Origin of the sequence: Streptomyces sp. NPDC048650, assembly GCF_043199095.1 — a bacterium.
Classification (GTDB): Bacteria; Actinomycetota; Actinomycetes; order Streptomycetales; family Streptomycetaceae; genus Streptomyces.
The window spans coordinates 174,241-191,307 of record NZ_JBICVM010000002.1; the positions used below are offsets into that span (position 1 = coordinate 174,241).

At 73.8% G+C, this 17,067-nt stretch carries 16 protein-coding genes; 9 read left to right on the top strand and 7 right to left on the bottom strand.

Annotated features, from left to right (window positions below; translation table 11 throughout):
- Position 1 precedes the first annotated feature (1 nt).
- The gene (locus tag ACGFML_RS06535) at positions 2–1,282 is read left to right on the top strand and encodes a cytochrome P450 (protein WP_393540707.1); all 1,281 of its coding nucleotides are present in this window, start codon (positions 2–4) and stop codon (positions 1,280–1,282) included.
- Positions 1,283–1,375: 93 nt separating this feature from the next.
- On the opposite strand, the gene ACGFML_RS06540 is transcribed toward ACGFML_RS06535, so the two are convergent.
- On the bottom strand, positions 1,376–2,758 hold the full coding sequence (locus tag ACGFML_RS06540) for an MFS transporter (RefSeq protein WP_393540709.1): 1,383 nt from the start codon (positions 2,756–2,758) through the stop codon (positions 1,376–1,378).
- A 472-nt stretch (positions 2,759–3,230) separates the two neighbouring features.
- On the opposite strand from ACGFML_RS06540, the gene ACGFML_RS06545 reads away from it, so the two are divergent.
- Both ACGFML_RS06545 and ACGFML_RS06550 read left to right on the top strand, forming a co-directional pair.
- Positions 3,231–3,977, top strand: coding sequence for a GntR family transcriptional regulator (locus ACGFML_RS06545; protein ID WP_393540711.1), 747 nt, complete (start codon positions 3,231–3,233; stop codon positions 3,975–3,977).
- 101 nt (positions 3,978–4,078) lie between these two features.
- A complete protein-coding gene (locus ACGFML_RS06550; RefSeq protein ID WP_393540713.1) occupies positions 4,079–5,266 on the top strand; it encodes an adenosine deaminase in 1,188 nt (395 codons plus the stop codon).
- A 111-nt stretch (positions 5,267–5,377) separates the two neighbouring features.
- Here the strand turns inward: ACGFML_RS06550 and ACGFML_RS06555 are convergent, their stop codons facing one another.
- Positions 5,378–6,211: an undecaprenyl-diphosphate phosphatase gene (locus ACGFML_RS06555; protein WP_393540715.1), complete on the bottom strand. Its 834-nt coding sequence runs from the start codon at positions 6,209–6,211 to the stop codon at positions 5,378–5,380.
- A 310-nt stretch (positions 6,212–6,521) separates the two neighbouring features.
- Positions 6,522–7,910, bottom strand: coding sequence for an aldehyde dehydrogenase family protein (locus tag ACGFML_RS06560; protein WP_393540717.1), 1,389 nt, complete (start codon positions 7,908–7,910; stop codon positions 6,522–6,524).
- A gap of 672 nt (positions 7,911–8,582) precedes the next feature.
- On the opposite strand from ACGFML_RS06560, the gene ACGFML_RS06565 reads away from it, so the two are divergent.
- The gene (locus ACGFML_RS06565; RefSeq protein ID WP_393540719.1) at positions 8,583–9,131 is read left to right on the top strand and encodes a hypothetical protein; all 549 of its coding nucleotides are present in this window, start codon (positions 8,583–8,585) and stop codon (positions 9,129–9,131) included.
- A 52-nt stretch (positions 9,132–9,183) separates the two neighbouring features.
- Here ACGFML_RS06565 and ACGFML_RS06570 read toward each other — a convergent pair whose 3' ends face one another.
- The 3 genes from ACGFML_RS06570 to ACGFML_RS06580 all read right to left on the bottom strand — a co-directional run bounded on the left by ACGFML_RS06570 (position 9,184) and on the right by ACGFML_RS06580 (position 11,269).
- The gene (locus tag ACGFML_RS06570; protein WP_393540721.1) at positions 9,184–9,672 is read right to left on the bottom strand and encodes an NUDIX domain-containing protein; all 489 of its coding nucleotides are present in this window, start codon (positions 9,670–9,672) and stop codon (positions 9,184–9,186) included.
- A gap of 54 nt (positions 9,673–9,726) precedes the next feature.
- Positions 9,727–10,344, bottom strand: coding sequence for a hypothetical protein (locus tag ACGFML_RS06575; RefSeq protein ID WP_393540723.1), 618 nt, complete (start codon positions 10,342–10,344; stop codon positions 9,727–9,729).
- 97 nt (positions 10,345–10,441) lie between these two features.
- Positions 10,442–11,269: a glutamate racemase gene (locus ACGFML_RS06580; protein WP_393540726.1), complete on the bottom strand. Its 828-nt coding sequence runs from the start codon at positions 11,267–11,269 to the stop codon at positions 10,442–10,444.
- A gap of 103 nt (positions 11,270–11,372) precedes the next feature.
- On the opposite strand from ACGFML_RS06580, the gene ACGFML_RS06585 reads away from it, so the two are divergent.
- Positions 11,373–12,521, top strand: a complete 1,149-nt coding sequence (locus ACGFML_RS06585; RefSeq protein ID WP_393541660.1) for a glycosyltransferase — start codon at positions 11,373–11,375, stop codon at positions 12,519–12,521.
- A gap of 22 nt (positions 12,522–12,543) precedes the next feature.
- Here ACGFML_RS06585 and ACGFML_RS06590 read toward each other — a convergent pair whose 3' ends face one another.
- Positions 12,544–13,923: a TerD family protein gene (locus ACGFML_RS06590; protein ID WP_393540728.1), complete on the bottom strand. Its 1,380-nt coding sequence runs from the start codon at positions 13,921–13,923 to the stop codon at positions 12,544–12,546.
- Positions 13,924–14,170: 247 nt separating this feature from the next.
- On the opposite strand from ACGFML_RS06590, the gene ACGFML_RS06595 reads away from it, so the two are divergent.
- From ACGFML_RS06595 to ACGFML_RS06610, 4 genes are all read left to right on the top strand, one after another.
- Positions 14,171–14,647 (top strand): DUF6643 family protein, encoded by a 477-nt coding sequence (locus tag ACGFML_RS06595; RefSeq protein ID WP_393540730.1) that lies wholly within the window; start codon positions 14,171–14,173, stop codon positions 14,645–14,647.
- Positions 14,648–14,729: 82 nt separating this feature from the next.
- The gene (locus tag ACGFML_RS06600) at positions 14,730–15,554 is read left to right on the top strand and encodes an MOSC domain-containing protein (RefSeq protein ID WP_393540733.1); all 825 of its coding nucleotides are present in this window, start codon (positions 14,730–14,732) and stop codon (positions 15,552–15,554) included.
- Between the two features lie 146 nt (positions 15,555–15,700).
- Complete coding sequence (locus ACGFML_RS06605; RefSeq protein WP_393540735.1) at positions 15,701–16,522, top strand: MEDS domain-containing protein; 822 nt, start codon at positions 15,701–15,703, stop codon at positions 16,520–16,522.
- Positions 16,516–16,977 carry an ATP-binding protein gene (locus tag ACGFML_RS06610; protein ID WP_393540737.1) on the top strand — a complete coding sequence of 154 codons (462 nt, stop codon included), beginning with the start codon at positions 16,516–16,518 and terminating at the stop codon, positions 16,975–16,977. The genes ACGFML_RS06605 and ACGFML_RS06610 overlap by 7 nt, the downstream gene beginning before the upstream one ends.
- The last annotated feature ends 90 nt before the right edge of the window (positions 16,978–17,067 follow it).

The window sequence follows — 17,067 nt, forward strand, 5'->3', positions numbered from 1 at the left end:
GATGGCCGCATCGCCCACCACCCCCCTTGGCGAGCACGTCGGCAAACACCCCGGCGAGCCCAACGTGATGGAGCCGGCGCTGCTCGCCGAACCCGTCAAGGGCTACGGCGCCCTCCGCGAACAGGGCCGTGTGGTCCGCGGGCGGTTCCTGGACGACTCACCGGTATGGTTCGTCACCCGCTTCGACGACGTCCGCGAGGTGCTGCGCGACCAGCGTTTCGTGAACAGCACGTCCGCCCTGGACGCCGCGGACGACGGCCCGGTGGGCCGGCTGATGGAGACCATGGGGCTGCCCGAGGAGATGCGTCCCTATCTCCTCGGGTCGATCCTCAACTCCGACGCCCCCGACCACACCCGCCTGCGCCGCCTGGTGTCCCGCGCGTTCACCGCACGTAAGATCACCGACCTGCGCCCGCGCGTGCAGGAGATCACCACCGAGCTGCTGGCCCGGCTCCCCGAGCACGCCGAGGACGGCGTCGTCGACCTCATCGAGCACTTCGCCTACCCCCTGCCCATCACCGTCATCTGCGAACTGGTCGGCATACCGGAGGCGGACCGCCCGCAGTGGCGTGCCTGGGGCGCGGATCTCGTCTCGCTGACCCCCGATGCCTTCGGCCGGTCGCTCCCCGCCATGATCGACCACATCCACGAACTGATCCGGCTGCGGCGGGGCGCGCTCACCGACGACCTGTTGAGCGAGCTGACCCGGGCACACGACGACGACGGCGGCCGGCTCAGCGACGTCGAGATGGTCACCTTGGTCCTCACCCTGGTCATCGCCGGGCACGAAACCACCGCCCACCTCATCGGCAACGGCACCGCCGCCTTACTCACCCACCCCGACCAGCGGCGGCTGCTGCAGGCGGATCCGGGCCTGCTCCCCCGCGCCGTCCACGAACTGATGCGCTGGTGCGGCCCGGTCCAGATGACCCAGCTGCGCTACGCCTCCGAGGACATCGACCTCGCGGGCACGCCCGTCCGCAAGGGCGACGCCGTCCAACTCCTGCTGGTCTCCGCCAACTTCGACCCCCGTCACTACGACGACCCGGAGCGCCTGGACCTCACCCGCCATCCGGCCGGCCAGGCCGAGAACCACGTCGGCTTCGGCCACGGCATGCACTACTGCCTCGGCGCCACCCTCGCCCGCCAGGAGGGCGAGGTGGCTCTGGGCACACTGTTCACCCGCTATCCGGATCTGTCGCTGGCCGTCCGGCCCGATGATCTCCAGCGCGCCGCCCTGCCCGGCTCCTGGCGGCTGAAGGCCCTTCCGGTGCGGCTGTAGCGGAGATCTGCGGGGACGGACACCCTCCTCCGCCCCGCCCCGCCCGGCGGGGCCCGCAAGGCGTGGCGGGCCGGGCGGGGCGGGCCGGAGCGCTCACCCGTGCAGGGCGGGCACGGCCGCACCGGCCCCCTGCGCCCCCGTCTCCACCTTCGGCACGGCCCTGATCGCCGCCGTCGCCACCATCGCCGCCGCGAGCAGTCCCAACGAGGCCCACATGGCGGGCGCGTACCGGTCCGCGCCGTGCGCGCCCCCGCTCCCTGCCGCCGTGATCAGGGCGGAGGCGAGGGCCGTCCCCAGCGACGCGCCGATGCCGAAGCAGGCGCCGTTCAGGCCGGGCAGCGCGCCCTTCTGGTCCGCCGGGGACGAGACGACGGCCAGGCCGTTGACCGCGGTGATGCTCAGCCCGTTGTACGTGATCCCGAGCACCGCGAGCGCGGCCACCAGGATCCACTGGGAGGTCATGAACGGCACCGCGACGGCGAAGGCGGCCAGTGAGCCCGCGGAGCCGATGACCACGCTGCGCCGCCAGCCGATCCGCGGTCCGAGGATGCCGGCGAGGGGAGCGCCGATCACACCGAGGGCCTGGGCCGGGGTGGCGAACAGCAGCGCCGAGTGGGTCGCGCTCATGCCGTAACCGGCCTGCGGGTCCTGGGCGAACAGCGGCACGGTGAGCGTGAGCGCCCCGAAGGCTCCTGCCAGGGTCAGCACGGTCGTGGCCAGCAGCGGCCAGGCACGGCGCGAGGCGAGCAGCCCGGTGTCGATGACGGCGTCCCGGTTGCCCCGGCCGGACAGCGCGAACGCGACCAGGCAGGCGAGTCCGGCCACCACACAGCCCGCGGTGGGCGCGGACAGCCGGCCCCACGACTCCCCCTGCGCCAGGCCGATCAGTACGCCGGTCAGTCCGAGGCCGAGGAAGGCGGTGCCCCGCCAGTCCATGCGGCCCGTCGCGGTCGGCGGCGCGGCGGGGACGGTCCGGTACACGGCGAGGGCCCCGGCCGCCGACACCGCGAGTCCGGCGAGGAAGATGCCGCGGAAGCCGACGGTGACCGCCAGGCGGCCGCCGAAGACGGCGTCCACCCCCGCGAACCCGCCGTTCACGGCGGTGATGATGCCCGCCGCACGGCCGAAGCCCCTGGGCGAGAGGGTGTCGCTCAGGGTCAGGAAGGACAGGGTGAACAGTGCGGCGGAGAAGCCCTGGAGGACGCGCCCCGCGAGGAACACCCCGATTCCGGGAGCCGCGGCGCAGGCGATGTCGCCCGCGATGACCAGCAGACAGCCCAGGAGCATCATCGGCTTGCGGCCGCGGTAGTCGCTGAGCCGGGCCAGGGTGACCTGCCCGACCGCCGCGAACAGGAAGAACAGGGTCTGTGAGAGTCCGACGAGCCCGCTGGTGGTGTGCAGGCGGTGCATGACGTCGGGGAGGGCCGGACTGAGCATGGTGGCGTTGAGCTGATAGCCGAGCACGGCCAGCACCATCGCCGGCAGCATGCCGGGACGACGGTCGGACCGTGGCCTTTCAGGACGGTCGGCGCACATCGGCATGGCGGCTCCTAGGAGGAGAGGGATCGGGGCGGGGGTACGAGGCGGCCCCGGGGCGTCGGGGCGGCCCCGAGGCCGGTGACGGGGGCGGGTCGACCCATGCGTCCGCGGCTGCCGGCCGATTGCGCCGATGTGTGCGGCGGTACGGCTCGGGGCGCGCCCAGGGCGGCGGCACCGCCGCGCCCGGAGCGCCGTTGCACATCATGACGTTTACTTGTCAGACAAGACGTGGTGAGGCTCTGGTCTACCTGTGCACTCGAAGGACTGTCAAGATCGCTCCCGCGCCGCCCGCCCCGCCGCGCCGGCTCCCTCGCCGGTGGGCAACACCCCACCCAGCGGCCGCAATGCGTAGGCTGGGCGGCCGGCCGGCGACAGCCGGGACGGCGCGATGACAACCCAGGAGACGGTCATGGCTGACAGACAACAGCAGCGGCGCCCGGTCGTCGTGCTGTACGAGCGGATCGTGGAAGCGATTCAGCAGGACGTCTATCCGCCCGGATCGCAGCTGCCGACCGAGCCCCGGCTCGCCGCCGACCTGGGTGTCAGCCGGCCCGCGCTGCGCGAGGCGCTGATCCTGCTCCAGGAGGACGGGGTCATCACGGTGCGGCGCGGAGTGGGCCGCACCGTGAACCACCACCCGCCGCAGCGCGGCTTCGAGAACCTGAAGCCCATGGAGGACCTGCTCGGCGCGGGGCAGGCGGTCCGCACCGTCCGGCTGGCGCAGACCATGGAGGAGCCGACCGACTTCTCCGCGCAGCACCTGCTGCTCCCCGCCCACGGCGAGGTCCGGTTCTGGGAGAGCATGATCGAGGTCAACGCCCTGCCGTCCTGCCTCGCCCACGAGTGGGCGGCCCCCGACGAGACGCTCACCGGTCTCGGCCTCGCACCGGCCCGCGCCCTCGACGCCGCACGGGGCGCACCCTCGACCATGCTCCGGATGCTGCTGGAATCGGGGCGCGGCATGGCGCTGAAGGGCTCCTCCACCATGGTCGCCACGATGCTCGGCCGTCGCCGCGGCGCGCAGTTCGGCCGGCCCGCGGACACCCCGGCCGTCCTGGTGACCCAGGTGGTCCACACCGGGCGGACTCCCGTCCTGGCGGCCAAGTACATGCTGCCGACCGGGGCGCCGGCCCTGCCGGTGTGGCAGTCCCGCTGACCCAGTCCCGCTGACCCACCGGGCCCCCGCGACCAGGGCCGCCCGCGCCTCGGGGCGGCCCGCGTTCCGGTGCCGAAACGCCGCGACTACACTCCCCCCTCATGTACTTGTCAGACAAGATCTCCCCCAGCACCGCGCACACCGTCAGCACCGGCAGCCTCGACCAGGAGCAGATCCGGCAGGCGCCGAAGGTCCTTCTCCACGACCACCTGGACGGGGGCCTGCGCCCCGCCACCATCGTCGAACTCGCCCGCGAAGCGGGGTACGAGGGGCTGCCGACCACCGACGCCGCAGCGCTCGGCAGCTGGTTCCGCGATGCCGCCGACTCCGGCTCCCTGGAGCGCTACCTGGAGACCTTCGCGCACACCTGCGCCGTACTGCAGACCCGCGAGGCGCTGCACCGCGTAGCCGCCGAGGCCGCCGAGGACCTGGCCGCCGACGGCGTCGTCTATGCCGAGATCCGCTACGCGCCCGAACAGCACCTGACTGCCGGGCTGAGCCTCGAAGAGGTCGTCGAGGCGGTCAACGACGGTTTCCGCGACGGCGAGCGGCGGGCAGCGGAGAACGGCCACGCCATCCGCGTCGGCACCCTGCTGACCGCCATGCGGCACGCCGACCGCTCCCGTGAGATCGCCGAACTGGCCCTTGCCTACCGCGACTTCGGCGTCGTCGGCTTCGACATCGCCGGGGCCGAGGCGGGCAACCCGCCCGAGCGCCACGCAGACGCCTTCGACCACCTCAGGTCCGCCGGGGCGCACGTCACCATCCACGCCGGCGAGGTCGTCGGTCTGCCGTCCATCCAGGAGGCGGTGCAGCGCTGCGGAGCCCACCGGCTCGGCCACGGCGTCCGGATCACCGACGACATCACCGTCGCCGCCGACGGCTCGGTCACGCTCGGCCGGCTCGCCTCCTACGTACGCGACCACCGCATCGCGCTGGAGGTCTGCCCGACCTCCAACCTCCAGACGGGCGCGGCCTCCTCGTACGCCGACCACCCCATCGACCTGCTGCGCCGGCTGAAGTTCCGGGTCTGCGTCAACACCGACAACCGTCTGGTCAGCGGTACCACGATGACGCAGGAGTTCCGGCACCTGGCCGACACGTTCGGCTACGGCCTGGACGAGATGGAGTGGTTCACCGTGAACGCGATGAAGTCCGCCTTCCTCCCCTTCGACGAACGCCTCGCCCTGATCCACCAGACCATCCGCCCCGGCTATGCGGGGCTGCGCACCCAGAGCCTGAGCCGCCTCCCGGCCGCCTGGTCGGCGCCGGCCGGGGTGCCCGCGTAACCCTCGCGGCACGGGGGCGCGCCGGGACCCCACCGGCCGGCGCATGCCCGTCGCCCGGGCCGGCGACCGTCCGGCGTGCCGGGCGCCGGCCCGGGGCGGCCCGAGCGGGCGTCAGCCCACGATCCCCGCGCCCAGCAGCCCGAACAGGAGCACGCCGATCACGATCCGGTAGATCACGAACGAGTTGAAGGAGTGCTTCGCCACGAACTTCAGCAGCCAGGCGATCGAGGCGTAGGCGACGCCGAACGAGACGACCGTGCCGATGGCCAGCGGGGCGACGGCGGCGCCGGACCCGACGGCGTCCTTGAGCTCGTAGATGCCGGCGCCGGTCAGGGCGGGGATACCCAGGAAGAAGGACAGACGGGTGGCCGCGACCCGCTCCAGGTCGAGGATGAGGGCGGTGGACATGGTCGCGCCGGAGCGGGAGAAGCCGGGGAAGAGGAGAGCCAGGATCTGTGAACACCCGACCCACATCGCGTCCTTGAGGGAGGTGTCGTCCTCGCCGCGCTTGTGCCGCCCCATCTGGTCCGCCGCCCACATCACGCCGCTGCCGACGATCAGCGAGCCCGCCACCACCCACAGGGAGGCGAGCGGCCCTTCGATCAGCGGCTTGGCGGCCAGCCCGACGACGACGATCGGGATGGTGGCGTAGATGACCCACCAGGCGAATTTGTAGTCGTGGTGGTAGCGCTCCTCACGATCGCGCAGACCGCGGAACCACGCGCCCATGATCCGCACGATGTCCTTGAAGAAGTAGGCGAGCGCCGCCGCGATCGCGCCCACCTGGATGACCGCGGAGAAGCCCACGACGGAGGTGTCGTCGACGGGGATCCCCATCAGCCCCTCGGCGATCTTGAGGTGGCCGGTGGAGGAGACGGGGAGGAATTCCGTGACCCCCTCGACGGCTCCGAGGACGAGGGCTTGGCCGATGGTGATCGCGCTCATGGAGTCCACTTCCGGGAAGGGGGGCGGGTGGGCGTGGGTGCGTCGCGCGGGCGCCGGCGGCCGCCCTGCGGTACGGGCCGGTGGCACCTGCGGCGACGGCCGAAGAATCGCACGGCTGCGAGGCCGAGGGCCGACTCCGGCGGCCCCAAGGTCTACATCACTGTAGACGAGCCGGCCGGAGAGCCGGACACGGGCCGACGGACCGCGGTGCGGATCCCGTCGCGACGGATGGTCGCGACAGGTGGTCGCGCCCGGTCCCGGGCCCGATCGACGCACGGTGGCCCCGGTCCCCGTGGCGGACGCCACCCGATCATCCGTACACGCCGGCCGGCCGCTGCAGGATGTGCAGCGCCTGCCGGGGCGACAGCCCGGAGCCGGGTGCGGCGTTGAGCGTGATGTGCTCGGCCGGCAGGCCCGACACATGCGCGGGAAGCGGTGAGAACCGGGTGCGGGTGAAGATGCCCAGGTGACGGTTGGTGTGCCGGGCCAGGTCCAGGACCTCGGCCCAGGCCGTGTAGCGCAGCAGTAGGGCGACCGGGGCACGCGGGACGGCGGGGACCGGCGCACCGTCCCAGGAGGTGGCCGCCAGGACCACGGGGTGCCAGAGCCCGTCCGGACGGGGTGCCAACTGTCGGGGATGGCCGAGCACCGGGCGCGCCCCGCAGACCCGGGCGGCCCGGACCCAGGCCGCGCCGCGTTCGCCGTCGGTGGCGGGCAGCGCGGTGCGGCTGGCGGGATGGGCCGCGTAGTGGAGTGCGGCCGCGGTGAAGGCGCTCTCGAAGTACGTCCAGGCACTCTGGTGCACGGCGACGAGCGAGGTGGACGCGCAGAGCCGGCCGGCCCGTCCGAAGCAGGCCGGCACGGCCGCCCGGACGGCGGCGGGCACGGAGGCGTCATGCCGCACCGCCAGCAGCCCGGGCGGGGCCAGGACGTCCTCCTGCGGCCCGGCGGCGGACGGGCAGCACTGCGGGGCCCGGGCGTCCGTGTGTTCGGCGAGGACGGCGTGCAGGGCCCAGACCGCGTCCGCGCTCTGCGGCAGCACGAACTGCCAGACGCCGTCCGGGAGTCCGGCGGCGCGGGCGTGCTGCGCCACCCGCAGCGCGGCGACCGCGGTACGGGCGCTCAGCCTGGTGATGACGGAGGTGCCGCACAGCAGGGCGGGGAGGACGCCCTCCAGCAGGGACGTCAGGGGGCGGGCGTCATCGGTGCAGGACGTCACCACCGCGTGTCCCGGGACCGGCGGGCGCCCCGCGACGCGGCCGGTCAGCTGCGGCCGGGTCAGCCGGTAGCGGCGGAAGTGCGCACGGGCCGCGGTCTCGCAGGACGGGAAGTAGCGGTCGGCCGCGTGGAGTTCGGCCGCGGTGTCCGCCCCGCTCAGCCCGCAGCCGTGCACCAGGGCGGGCGACAGCAGGTCCCGCTCCGCCCGGAAGCGGGACCGCAGCTCCCTGAGGATGCCGATCCTGCGCGGCAACGGGACGGTACGCCACTGCTGTTGGGCGTCGCGGGCCCGGCCGACGGCCCGGTGGACATCGGCGGGGACGGACGCCGGAACGGTGGTGAGGTACCGGCCGGTGAAGGCGCTGACCACCGGGGCGCCGGCATCGCTCCCCGACGTGATCAGGCCGAGCGCCGCCGGGTCGGGGAGATCCGCGCACAGCTGTGCGGGGGTAGGGGCCGAGGGGGTGGAGGAGGAGGTCATGCGGCTCTGTTCTGGAGGGAAGGAAGCGGGGTGGGCCCGGAGGGTACGGACGCTGCCGCCGGACGATTCGGCTCGCCGCGCCCCGGCCACGGAACGGGGCGGGGCCGCCGGCGCGACGACAGCCCGGTGCCGGGTGGGCTGCGTACCGGGCGGGGAAGGCCGTGCGGGGCGTGCGGCATACGGGACTCCTGGAAAGGTGCGGCGCGGGAGACGGCCTCGGATCACCGTCCGCCGCCGACGACGAGCGGGTCACAGGTGCCATCGGTGTGTCTAAGGCGCCCGGACCCCCACGGATCACAGCCTGCGGCCGGTTTTCACCCGCCCGGCCGCCGACCGGACAGGTGAGACCGTCGCCCCTGCTCGCGGGTCCGCCCGTCGGAGACGGGGCGCGGGGCTCTCTGTCGGCTCCGGCGGCCGGGACCGTACGGCCTGGGCGACGACGCGCCAGGTGGCCGGCGGCCATGATCATGACCGATCCTCGGACGGCCCCTGCCCCGCCGCACCCTCCACTCCCGGCCTCCGCAGCACCCCGGTCACCCGAACAGTCGTCCCGGATCGCCGTGCCCTCATGGGGCTCCTAGCGTCAGACGACGCAGCGCACCGTCAGCGGATCACCGCCGCAAGGGAGTCCGGCCAGGGGGTTCCGGGCGAGCGACCCAAGGGAGTCCGATCATGCGTAGGCTCTTCGCCGTGCCGACCGTGTTGCTCGCGCTCGCCGCCGGATGCGCGGGCCCCGACGAGCGTGGGGAGCAGCCGGCCGGCGGGACCGCTCCCGGAGGTTCCCGGACGGGTTCCCCTTCGTCCGAACCGTCCGCGGGTGTCCCGGGCCAGCCGGTCAGCTGCGGCGAGATACCCGATGCGCTGGGCAAGGCCAAGAGCGTCGCGCTCTTCGCGGACCCGGGGGCGGGCGGCACGGTGGGCTGCGAAGAGGCCCACGACGTGATGGCGGAGTTCTTTCTGCGGGCGCCGCAGCAGGACGGGGAGAGCCCGGGGTCGGTGGCCGTACGAGGCTGGTTCTGCCGGTACGAGAGCGGGCCGACCGGCACCTGGATCAGCACCTGCGGCAAGGACCGGCGGGAGATGCACACCGAGGAGCCGTCCGGTGCGGACACCGGGCCCCAGGGCCCGGACGATCCGGGAGTGCCGGAGGGGTCCCAGCTGCCGAGCCTTCCCGAGGAGACGGGCGACCCGATGGACGAACCGTCGAACGAGGAGCTCTGAGCGGCTCCGGGCGGGGGCCGGGAACGGCGCCCTTGTCGGCCGGGGCCGGGAGCTACTCCCGCGGCTCCTCCCCCATCCCCTGGAACCACGTCGGCCCGGCCTCCACCGCCCGCTTGATGCGGGTCATCGCGTAGTCGTCGAGCGACGGCAGTGCGTCCAGCGCGAACCAGCCGACCGCCAGCGACTCGTCGTCGTTGACCTTCGCCTCGCCGCCGATCGCCCGGCACCGCAGCGTGACATCCATGAACTGGCACACATCGCCGTTGGGGTAGTGCGTCGGCGGCATCGCCTCCACCAGGACGACGCTCTCGGGCACCACCCGTACCGCCGTCTCCTCGTACACCTCGCGCACCGCGGTCTCGGCAGGCTGCTCACCGGGCTCGGGGATGCCGCCGATCACCGCCCAGCTCCCGGTGTCCGCCCGCTTGCCCAGCAGAACCCGGCCCTCGTCGTCGAACACGATCGCGCTCACACCGGGCAGCCACAGAAGCTGCCGGCCGACGGCGGCGCGGATGTCACGGATGAAGTCGGGGGTTGCCATGCATCGACCCTACGGGACGGAAGCGGTGCGGCGCGGGTACGCGCCCCCGGCGGCTCAGGCTCCGGCCGGGGTCCCCTTGCGCAGGCTCAGACGACGGCGGATGCAGCGGACGGCGCCCTCGGCGTCGTCGACGGTGACGGTGAAGGTGCAGCCGTCGCCGAGCCGGAGGACCAGGCCCTCACCGCGGCGGACCACCACGGCGGTGCCCTGTTCGGGGCGCCAGCGATGACCCCAGCCGCCCCAGTGGCGGGGCGTGATCCGGGGGTCGAAATCGGCGCCGACCACCAGGTCGAGGGAGATCCGGCGGCGGGGCACTCCTATGTGGCCGCACCGCACTTCCAGGTAGTCCCGCTCGACACGCACCGCGACATGGACGAAGGGGAGCGTGCCGAACAGCACCAGCAGACCGGCCGCGACACAGCCGACCACCGACATCACCAGGGGCGTCAGGCCCGAGGTCCAGGGGCTGTCGACGGCCAGCTCGATGCCCAGGGCCAGGCAGCCGGCACCGACGGCGGCCAGGAGCCACTGGACGCGGTTGGTGGCGCTGCCGTGCCAGACCTCGGGAATGTCCGCGTGGGCGCCGTTCAAGGGACGCGCGCCGCTGTCGGCGCCGTCGGCACTCAGGTCGTCCTCGGGGGCGGCTGCCCCCTCGTGGGGGTGGTCCCTCATGGGAGGCAGCGTACGCGCCTTCGCACGTCGCGGCAGTGCGCCGACAGCGTCTTTCGCGCAGCGTGTGTGCGGTCCGCCGGCGGCTGCCGTGGCCGGGTCAGCGGCGGACGGCCGCGTCCGCCACCAAGGAGGCGCCGGACTCCGCCGGGCCGCCGCTCTCCGCCAGCAGCCGGCCCTCCGGGTACGCGAGTGCCACGGCCGGGAGTGCCGACGGCCGGCCGCTGAGGATGACGTGCAGGCCGCCGGTCGGGGCGGCCGCCGGTGCGGGGTCGACGCCGATACGGCGCAGCGCCTGTGCGGCGACGGCCTCCGCGGAGCCGTGCAGGACGAGGGCAGGGGCGCCGGGCTGCTGGAGGGCGGCACGGATGCGTTCGGCGACCAGTTCGTAGTGGGTGCAGCCCAGGACGACCGCGCGGACCTCGCGGGGGGTGCGGCGAGCGGCGGCGGCGACGGCGGCGTCGATCGCGGCGCCGTCCGCCTCCTGTACGCCCTCGGCGAGGCCGGGGCAGGGCACTTGGGCGACGTCCACGCCCTGGGCGAAGCGCCCGATCAGATCGCGCTGATAGGGGCTGCCGGTGGTCGCGGGGGTGGCCCAGATGGCGACCGGGCCGCCGCCGGCCGCGGCGGGCTTGATGGCGGGGACGGTGCCGATGACCGGGATGGCCGGTTCGAGTTCGGCTCGGAGGGCGGGCAGGGCGTGCACCGACGCGGTGTTGCAGGCGACGATCAACGCCTCGGGCTCGTGCGCGGCTGCGGCGCGGGCGACGTCGAGCGCGTGCGCGGTGACGTCATCGGGGGTGCGCGGGCCCCAGGGCATGCCGTCGGGGTCGGACGAGAGCACGATGTCGGCGTCCGGCCGCAGTCGCCGCACCGCGGCGGACGCGGCGAGCAGACCGTTACCGGAGTCCATGAGCGCGATCTTCACCCGGACACTTTACCGTCCCCCGCTCCCGACTAGTCATACCGGCCCGCGGGCCGGTATCCGGGCGGGCGGCGGGGTCGTGCGGCAGACTGCGGCCGTGCAAGCGATGGAGTGGATCGGCGCCGGGTCGCTGCTGGCCTGGGTGTGGCTGTTGTTGGGGCAGGGCTTCTTCTGGCGGACGGACGTACGGCTGCCGTGCCGCCGGGATCCGGAGCGCTGGCCGTCGGTCGCGGTGGTGGTTCCGGCGCGGGACGAGGCCGCGGTGCTGCCGCAGAGTCTCCCGTCGCTGCTCGCGCAGAAGTATCCGGGGCGCGCCACGGTGTTCCTCGTCGACGACGGCAGCTCGGACGGGACAGGCGCGGTGGCCCGGGAGCTGGCGGCGGGCGGGGGCGGGCTGCCGCTGTGCGTCACCTCGCCCGGCGAACCCGAACCGGGGTGGACGGGCAAGCTGTGGGCCGTCCGGCACGGGATCGCGCTGGCGCGGGAGCGGGTGGCGCCGGAGTATCTGGTGCTGACCGATGCCGATATCGCCCACGAACCGGACAGCCTGCGGGAGTTGGTGGCGGCGGCCCGGTCGGCGGAGCTGGACCTGGTCTCGCAGATGGCGCGGCTGCGGGTGGTGACGTTCTGGGAGCGGCTGATCGTGCCGGCCTTCGTGTACTTCTTCGGGCAGCTGTATCCGTTCCGGTGGGTCAACCGGCCCGGGGCGCGGACCGCAGCGGCGGCCGGCGGGTGCGTGCTGCTGCGGGACGAGGCCGCGGTGCGCGCGGGCGTCCCGGAGGCGATCCGGCACGCGGTGATCGACGATGTGTCGCTGGCGCGGGCCGTGCAGCGGTCCGGCGGCCGGATCTGGCTGGGGCTGGCGGACCGGGTCGACAGCGTGCGGCCGTATCCGGGGCTGGCCGAGCTGTGGCGGATGGTCTCGCGCAGCGCCTACGCCCAGCTGCGGCACCGGCCGGCGGTACTGCTGGGCACGGTCCTCGGCCTGGCGCTGGTGTATCTCGCGCCGCCCGTCACGCTGGTGGCGGGACTGGCCACCGGGCGGGCGACGGCGGCCGCGTTGGGCGGCGCCGCCTGGGCGGTGATGTGCGGAACCTATCTGCCGATGCTGCGTTACTACCGCCAGCAGCCGTGGACCGCCCCGCTGCTGCCGTTCACCGCGCTGCTCTATTTGCTGATGACCCTGGACTCGGCGGTCCAGCACTACCGCGGCCGCGGGGCGGCGTGGAAGGGCCGGACCTACGGGGCACCGTGAGCGGGCCGCCCGGCGGCGGGCGTCACTTGCGGGCCGGGGACCAGTCCAGGCCCCATCCATAGGCGTGATCGATGGTGCGCTGGGGGCTGACGCCGGGCTCGGGGACGAGGTAGCGGGCCTCGCGCTGGACGACGAGTTCGCTGCCGGTGTTGGTGATCAGGGCCAGCGCGCAGACGGTGGAGGGAACCCGGCACTCGTCGAGCGCGAAGTCCACGGGCGCGCCGTGCTGCGGCTGGAGGGTGACCGTCGCGTCCAGGCCCTCGAAGCTGCGGGCGCCGGCGTAGACCGTGACGAAGATCAGGATGCGCTTGATGCGGGCCTGGTGGTCGAGGTTGATGGTCATGTTCTCGCCGGCCGCGACGGCGCCGGTGCGGTCGTCACCGTCGAGCTGGATGTACGGCGGGGCGTGCAGGGCGCCGAAGTTGCCGCCCAGGGGGTGGACCACGCCCGCCGCCCCGTCGGTGAGCTGGTAGAGCGCGCACAGGTCGAGATCGAGCTCGCCGGACTGCGGCAGCAGCGCGCCGCGGGCGCCCATGGCCTCCAACGCCTTGCGGCCGAGCTTCTTGGTCAGGCGCTTGCCCGCCTTGGCGCTGGTCCAGTTGAGGTTCACGCGCATCGCGCCCGAGGTGCCGCCCTGCTTCGTCAAGGAGACGGCCGGTGCGTCCTTCGTGAGGGTGACTTTCGTCAGACGAACGGGAGCGGGTGCGGGCGGCGGAACAGGCTGTCCCGGGGGCGGGGGGATTGACGCCGCCGGTTGACCGGTCGGCAGCGGGGGCGCGGCGGGCGGCGGGGCCGTCGGCGGAGCGGGCGGGGCCGCGGGAGGCGCCTGGGCCGCGGGCGGTGTCCGGGGAGGCTGCGGCGCCGGCGGGGCCGGCGCCTCCGCCGCCACGCTGATACCGAAGTCGGTGGCCAGGCCCGCGAGCCCGGTGTCGTACCCCTGGCCCACCGCGCGGAACTTCCACGCGCCCTGGCGGCGGTAGAGCTCGCCGAGGACAAAGGCGCTCTCGGTGGTGGCGTCCTGGCTGTCGAAGCGGGCCAGCTCCGCGCCGCTCGCCGCGTCCAGCACCCGGATGTGCAGGCCGGGGACGCCGCCGAAGGCGCCGCCGTCCGCCGAGGCGGCCAGCACCACCTTGTCGACGGCTGGCTCGACGGCGGCCAGGTCCACGGTGAGACCGTCCGCCATGGCGCCGCCGGCCGGCCGCTTGCCCTCGTGGCGTACGGCGCCCGAGGCGTGCGCCGGCTGGTTGTAGAAGACGAAGTCCGCGTCGTCACGGACTCTTCCGGACACCAGCAGCAGGGCGGAGGCGTCCACATCCGGAGTGCCGGGAGGGGCCTGCCAGCCCAGTTCCACCCGGACCGCAGAGGCCGGAACCGGAACATTGCCGCCCTTGAGCATCGACATCGCCGTGACTTCCTCTCGTCCTCCGCGCCCCTTCAGTGGTGGCGCCTCCCAACCTACTTGGCCCGGGCCCTCCCGAACGCCCCTCGTCCACCTGCGGGAAGGCGGGTCTTTACACGATTCCTACGGTCAATCGCGACCGATTTCCGCAAGTTCGCTCGCATTGAGGATCGAGGACCGCTCACAACACGTAAAACAACCCTCTTTTCAGGCTCCCCAATCGGCACATCGTGGGCTTAACTTATGAGGCATGACCTCCCCCCGCTCGACCTACGGCGGCTACTACGCTTCGCCGTCGTTCCCGGACACCCCGATCTACGACAGCCTCGTCGCCGAGCGCGGCACTCCGCAGATCGCCCCGATCCGGGTCAATCCCTCTCCCTATGACACGGGTTCGTCGTATTTGCCGGCGCTCCCTTCGGCCCTGCCCGCGCTCCCGGCGGCGCCCTCCCACCCATCGCCGGCCCAGGGTTACCCCGGCGCCGCCGCACAGCCGGTCGCCCCGCTGCAACAGGCACCTGCGCCGTACATTCCGCAGCAGGCGGGTGTCCGCGGCTACCCCTCGCAGCACCAACAGCAGCAGCCCCAGCGCCCCGCCCCGGGCAACAGCACGGGATACGAAGCGATGCGCCCGGCGGCCCCCGTCGCCCCTCGCCCCGCGGCGCCTCGCCCGCCCTCTCCCTACGACGACCCGTACGGCGGCCGCCAGTACCCGCGCGGCTACTGAACGACCGGCGCCGGGCGGAGGCGCAGCGGGTGCCGACCCGGCCGTCCGTTCCGCTGTCGGAGGCGGCTGGCAGGATGGATCCATGCCCAAGCCTGCACTCCGAGCGATCCACCTTTATCCGATCAAGTCCATTGCGGGGTCCGGTCCCGGCGAGGCGGTCGTGGAGCCGTGGGGGCTCGCCGGGGACCGACGCTGGATGGTGGTGGACGCGGGGCGCAAGCTGCTGACCCAGCGGCAGCAGGCGAAGATGGCGTCGGCGCACGCCGAGGGGCTGGCGACGGGCGGCCTCAGGCTGACCGCGCCCGGCATGGCACCGCTGACCGTCGAGGTGCCCGCGCCGGGTGCGACCGTCCCGGTCCAGCACTTCCGGGAGAAGATCGAAGCGGTGCCCGCGGCCCCGGAGGCGGCGGCGTGGTTCCGCGAATATCTGGGCGTCGAGGCCGAATTGGTGCATCTCGACGCCCCGGAGATCCGCCGGCCCGTCGACCCGGCGTACTCCCGGCCCGGCGACACGGTGACCTTCGCCGACGGCTACCCCTTGCTGCTGACGGCCACCTCGTCGCTGGACGCCCTCAACTCCCTCATCGCCCAGGGCGACCACGCCGATGAGGGCCCGCTGCCCATGAACCGTTTCCGGCCCAATGTGGTCGTGGACGGCACCGCGCCCTGGGCGGAGGACGACTGGCACCGGGTGCGCATCGGCGAGGTGATCTTCCAGGTGGCCAAACCGAGCGCACGCTGCGTGGTCACCACCACCGACCAGCACACCGCCGAGCGGGGGAAGGAGCCGCTGCGCACGCTCGGGCGGCACCGCCGCTTCGGCGACCGGCTGCTCTTCGGCCAGAATCTGATCCCGCGCGGGTCCGGCACGATCCGTATCGGCGACCCGTTCGAGATACTCGACTGACGGGTCGGGCGCGGCCCCGCCGGGGCGCGCGACGGGCGGCCGGGCAACGGGGGGAGACCGAGAACTGCGTGTCGATGCCTGCGAAAGACGTCAGGAGCGGCCGTCTCCTCCCCGTCCAGCAACTGCGGCCCGGGGACCACGCGTGTGTGAGCTACGCCGATGACGAGGTCCGCTGGGACGTCGTCACCGCCTTCGTACGGCTCGGACTGGCCCGCGGCGAGAAGGTGATCGTGCTGCCCTGCCCGGAGGTGCCCGAGGAAGAGGTGCTGGCCCGGATCGACTTCCCCAGCCGCAGCACCGCGCTGGCGCGCGAGCGCGGCCAGCTGGTGCTCAGCAGCATGCGGACGGTGATCCGGCCGGACACGGAGTTCACCGCCGCGCGCCAGATGGGCCGGCTGCGCGCCGAGACCGAGCGGGCGACGGCCGAGGGCTATGCGGGCCTGCGGGCCTTCATCGACATGGGCTGGGTGGCCGCGCTCGGCACGGACACCGCCGTGGTGGCGCACCGTGAGACCCATGCGGACGCACTGTTCACGGGACGGCCGTACACCGAGATCTGCGCGTACGACCGCCGCCGGTTCACGCCCGCGATGGTCGCCGCCATGGAGAGCGCGCATCCGCGGGTGCTCCTGGAGCGGCTGGGCAGCCTGTGGGCGGTGTGCGGGCAGCCGGACGACGCGCTGCGCTTCGTGGGCGAGGCGGACAGCGCCAACGAGGAAGGGTTCAGGAGGTCCTTGGAGATCGCGCTGGCCCGTACGGCAGCGGCCCGGCGGCTGGCCGTCGATCTGACCCGGCTGCACTTCCTGTCGGTCGGCTGCGCCACCGCTCTGCTCACCCTGGTCCGGGGCGCGACGGGCCACGATCTGGTCGAGGTGCGGTGCGCGCAGGCGCAGCACCGGCTGCTGCGGCGGCTCGGTGCCGACGAGGTGCCGCAGCTGGCGGCGAGGGAGCTGATACGGCCGTGGTGAGTCCAGATCCGGCCCGTTCCACGGCGGCCTCCCGGGCGGACCGCCCGCTGCTGCAGCGCCGCTTCAGCGCCCGGCTGCTGCCCCAACTGCGGCTCCTGGTCGAGGAGTGCGCGGCCCGTGAGGGGTTGTGCGAGCCGCGGCGGGGCGAGTTCGTGCTGGCCGTGGACGAGATCGCCGGGAACGCCGTGGAGCACGCGGGCGGCTCGGGGCGGCTGGTGCTGCTGCGGGTGGGCGACGAGCTGGAGTGCCGGATCAGCGACGCGGGGCCCGGGTTCAGCGAGGCCGTGATTCCCGAGCTGCTGCCGGGGCTGGACGGGGCGCCGAAGGGGCGCGGGCTGTGGCTGGCGCGGCTGGTGGCGGACCGGTTCGCGGTGGCGCCCGGAGGGGCCGCGGCGGAAGCGGCGGACGGGGACGGTGCGGGATCCGTGGTGACGGTGGCCGTGCGGCTGCGCTGACCACCCGCACCACCGGCGTGATGTCGGTCTCTCCCCGCAGAACTCTGGCGTAGGCGGCACCTGATGAGGTATTCACGGACACGGAGAGGG

Excerpts from the sequence above, each read along its gene's own strand:
- ACGFML_RS06535 (WP_393540707.1), top strand. The coding sequence starts at position 2 with ATGGCCGCATCGCCCACCACCCCCCTTGGCGAGCACGTCGGCAAACAC.
- ACGFML_RS06540 (WP_393540709.1), bottom strand. The coding sequence starts at position 2,758 with ATGGTGCTGGCCGTGCTCGGCTATCAGCTCAACGCCACCATGCTCAGT.
- ACGFML_RS06545 (WP_393540711.1), top strand. The coding sequence starts at position 3,231 with ATGGCTGACAGACAACAGCAGCGGCGCCCGGTCGTCGTGCTGTACGAG.
- ACGFML_RS06550 (WP_393540713.1), top strand. The coding sequence starts at position 4,079 with ATGTACTTGTCAGACAAGATCTCCCCCAGCACCGCGCACACCGTCAGC.
- ACGFML_RS06555 (WP_393540715.1), bottom strand. The coding sequence starts at position 6,211 with ATGAGCGCGATCACCATCGGCCAAGCCCTCGTCCTCGGAGCCGTCGAG.
- ACGFML_RS06560 (WP_393540717.1), bottom strand. The coding sequence starts at position 7,910 with ATGACCTCCTCCTCCACCCCCTCGGCCCCTACCCCCGCACAGCTGTGC.
- ACGFML_RS06565 (WP_393540719.1), top strand. The coding sequence starts at position 8,583 with ATGCGTAGGCTCTTCGCCGTGCCGACCGTGTTGCTCGCGCTCGCCGCC.
- ACGFML_RS06570 (WP_393540721.1), bottom strand. The coding sequence starts at position 9,672 with ATGGCAACCCCCGACTTCATCCGTGACATCCGCGCCGCCGTCGGCCGG.
- ACGFML_RS06575 (WP_393540723.1), bottom strand. The coding sequence starts at position 10,344 with ATGAGGGACCACCCCCACGAGGGGGCAGCCGCCCCCGAGGACGACCTG.
- ACGFML_RS06585 (WP_393541660.1), top strand. The coding sequence starts at position 11,373 with ATGGAGTGGATCGGCGCCGGGTCGCTGCTGGCCTGGGTGTGGCTGTTG.
- ACGFML_RS06590 (WP_393540728.1), bottom strand. The coding sequence starts at position 13,923 with ATGTCGATGCTCAAGGGCGGCAATGTTCCGGTTCCGGCCTCTGCGGTC.
- ACGFML_RS06595 (WP_393540730.1), top strand. The coding sequence starts at position 14,171 with ATGACCTCCCCCCGCTCGACCTACGGCGGCTACTACGCTTCGCCGTCG.
- ACGFML_RS06600 (WP_393540733.1), top strand. The coding sequence starts at position 14,730 with ATGCCCAAGCCTGCACTCCGAGCGATCCACCTTTATCCGATCAAGTCC.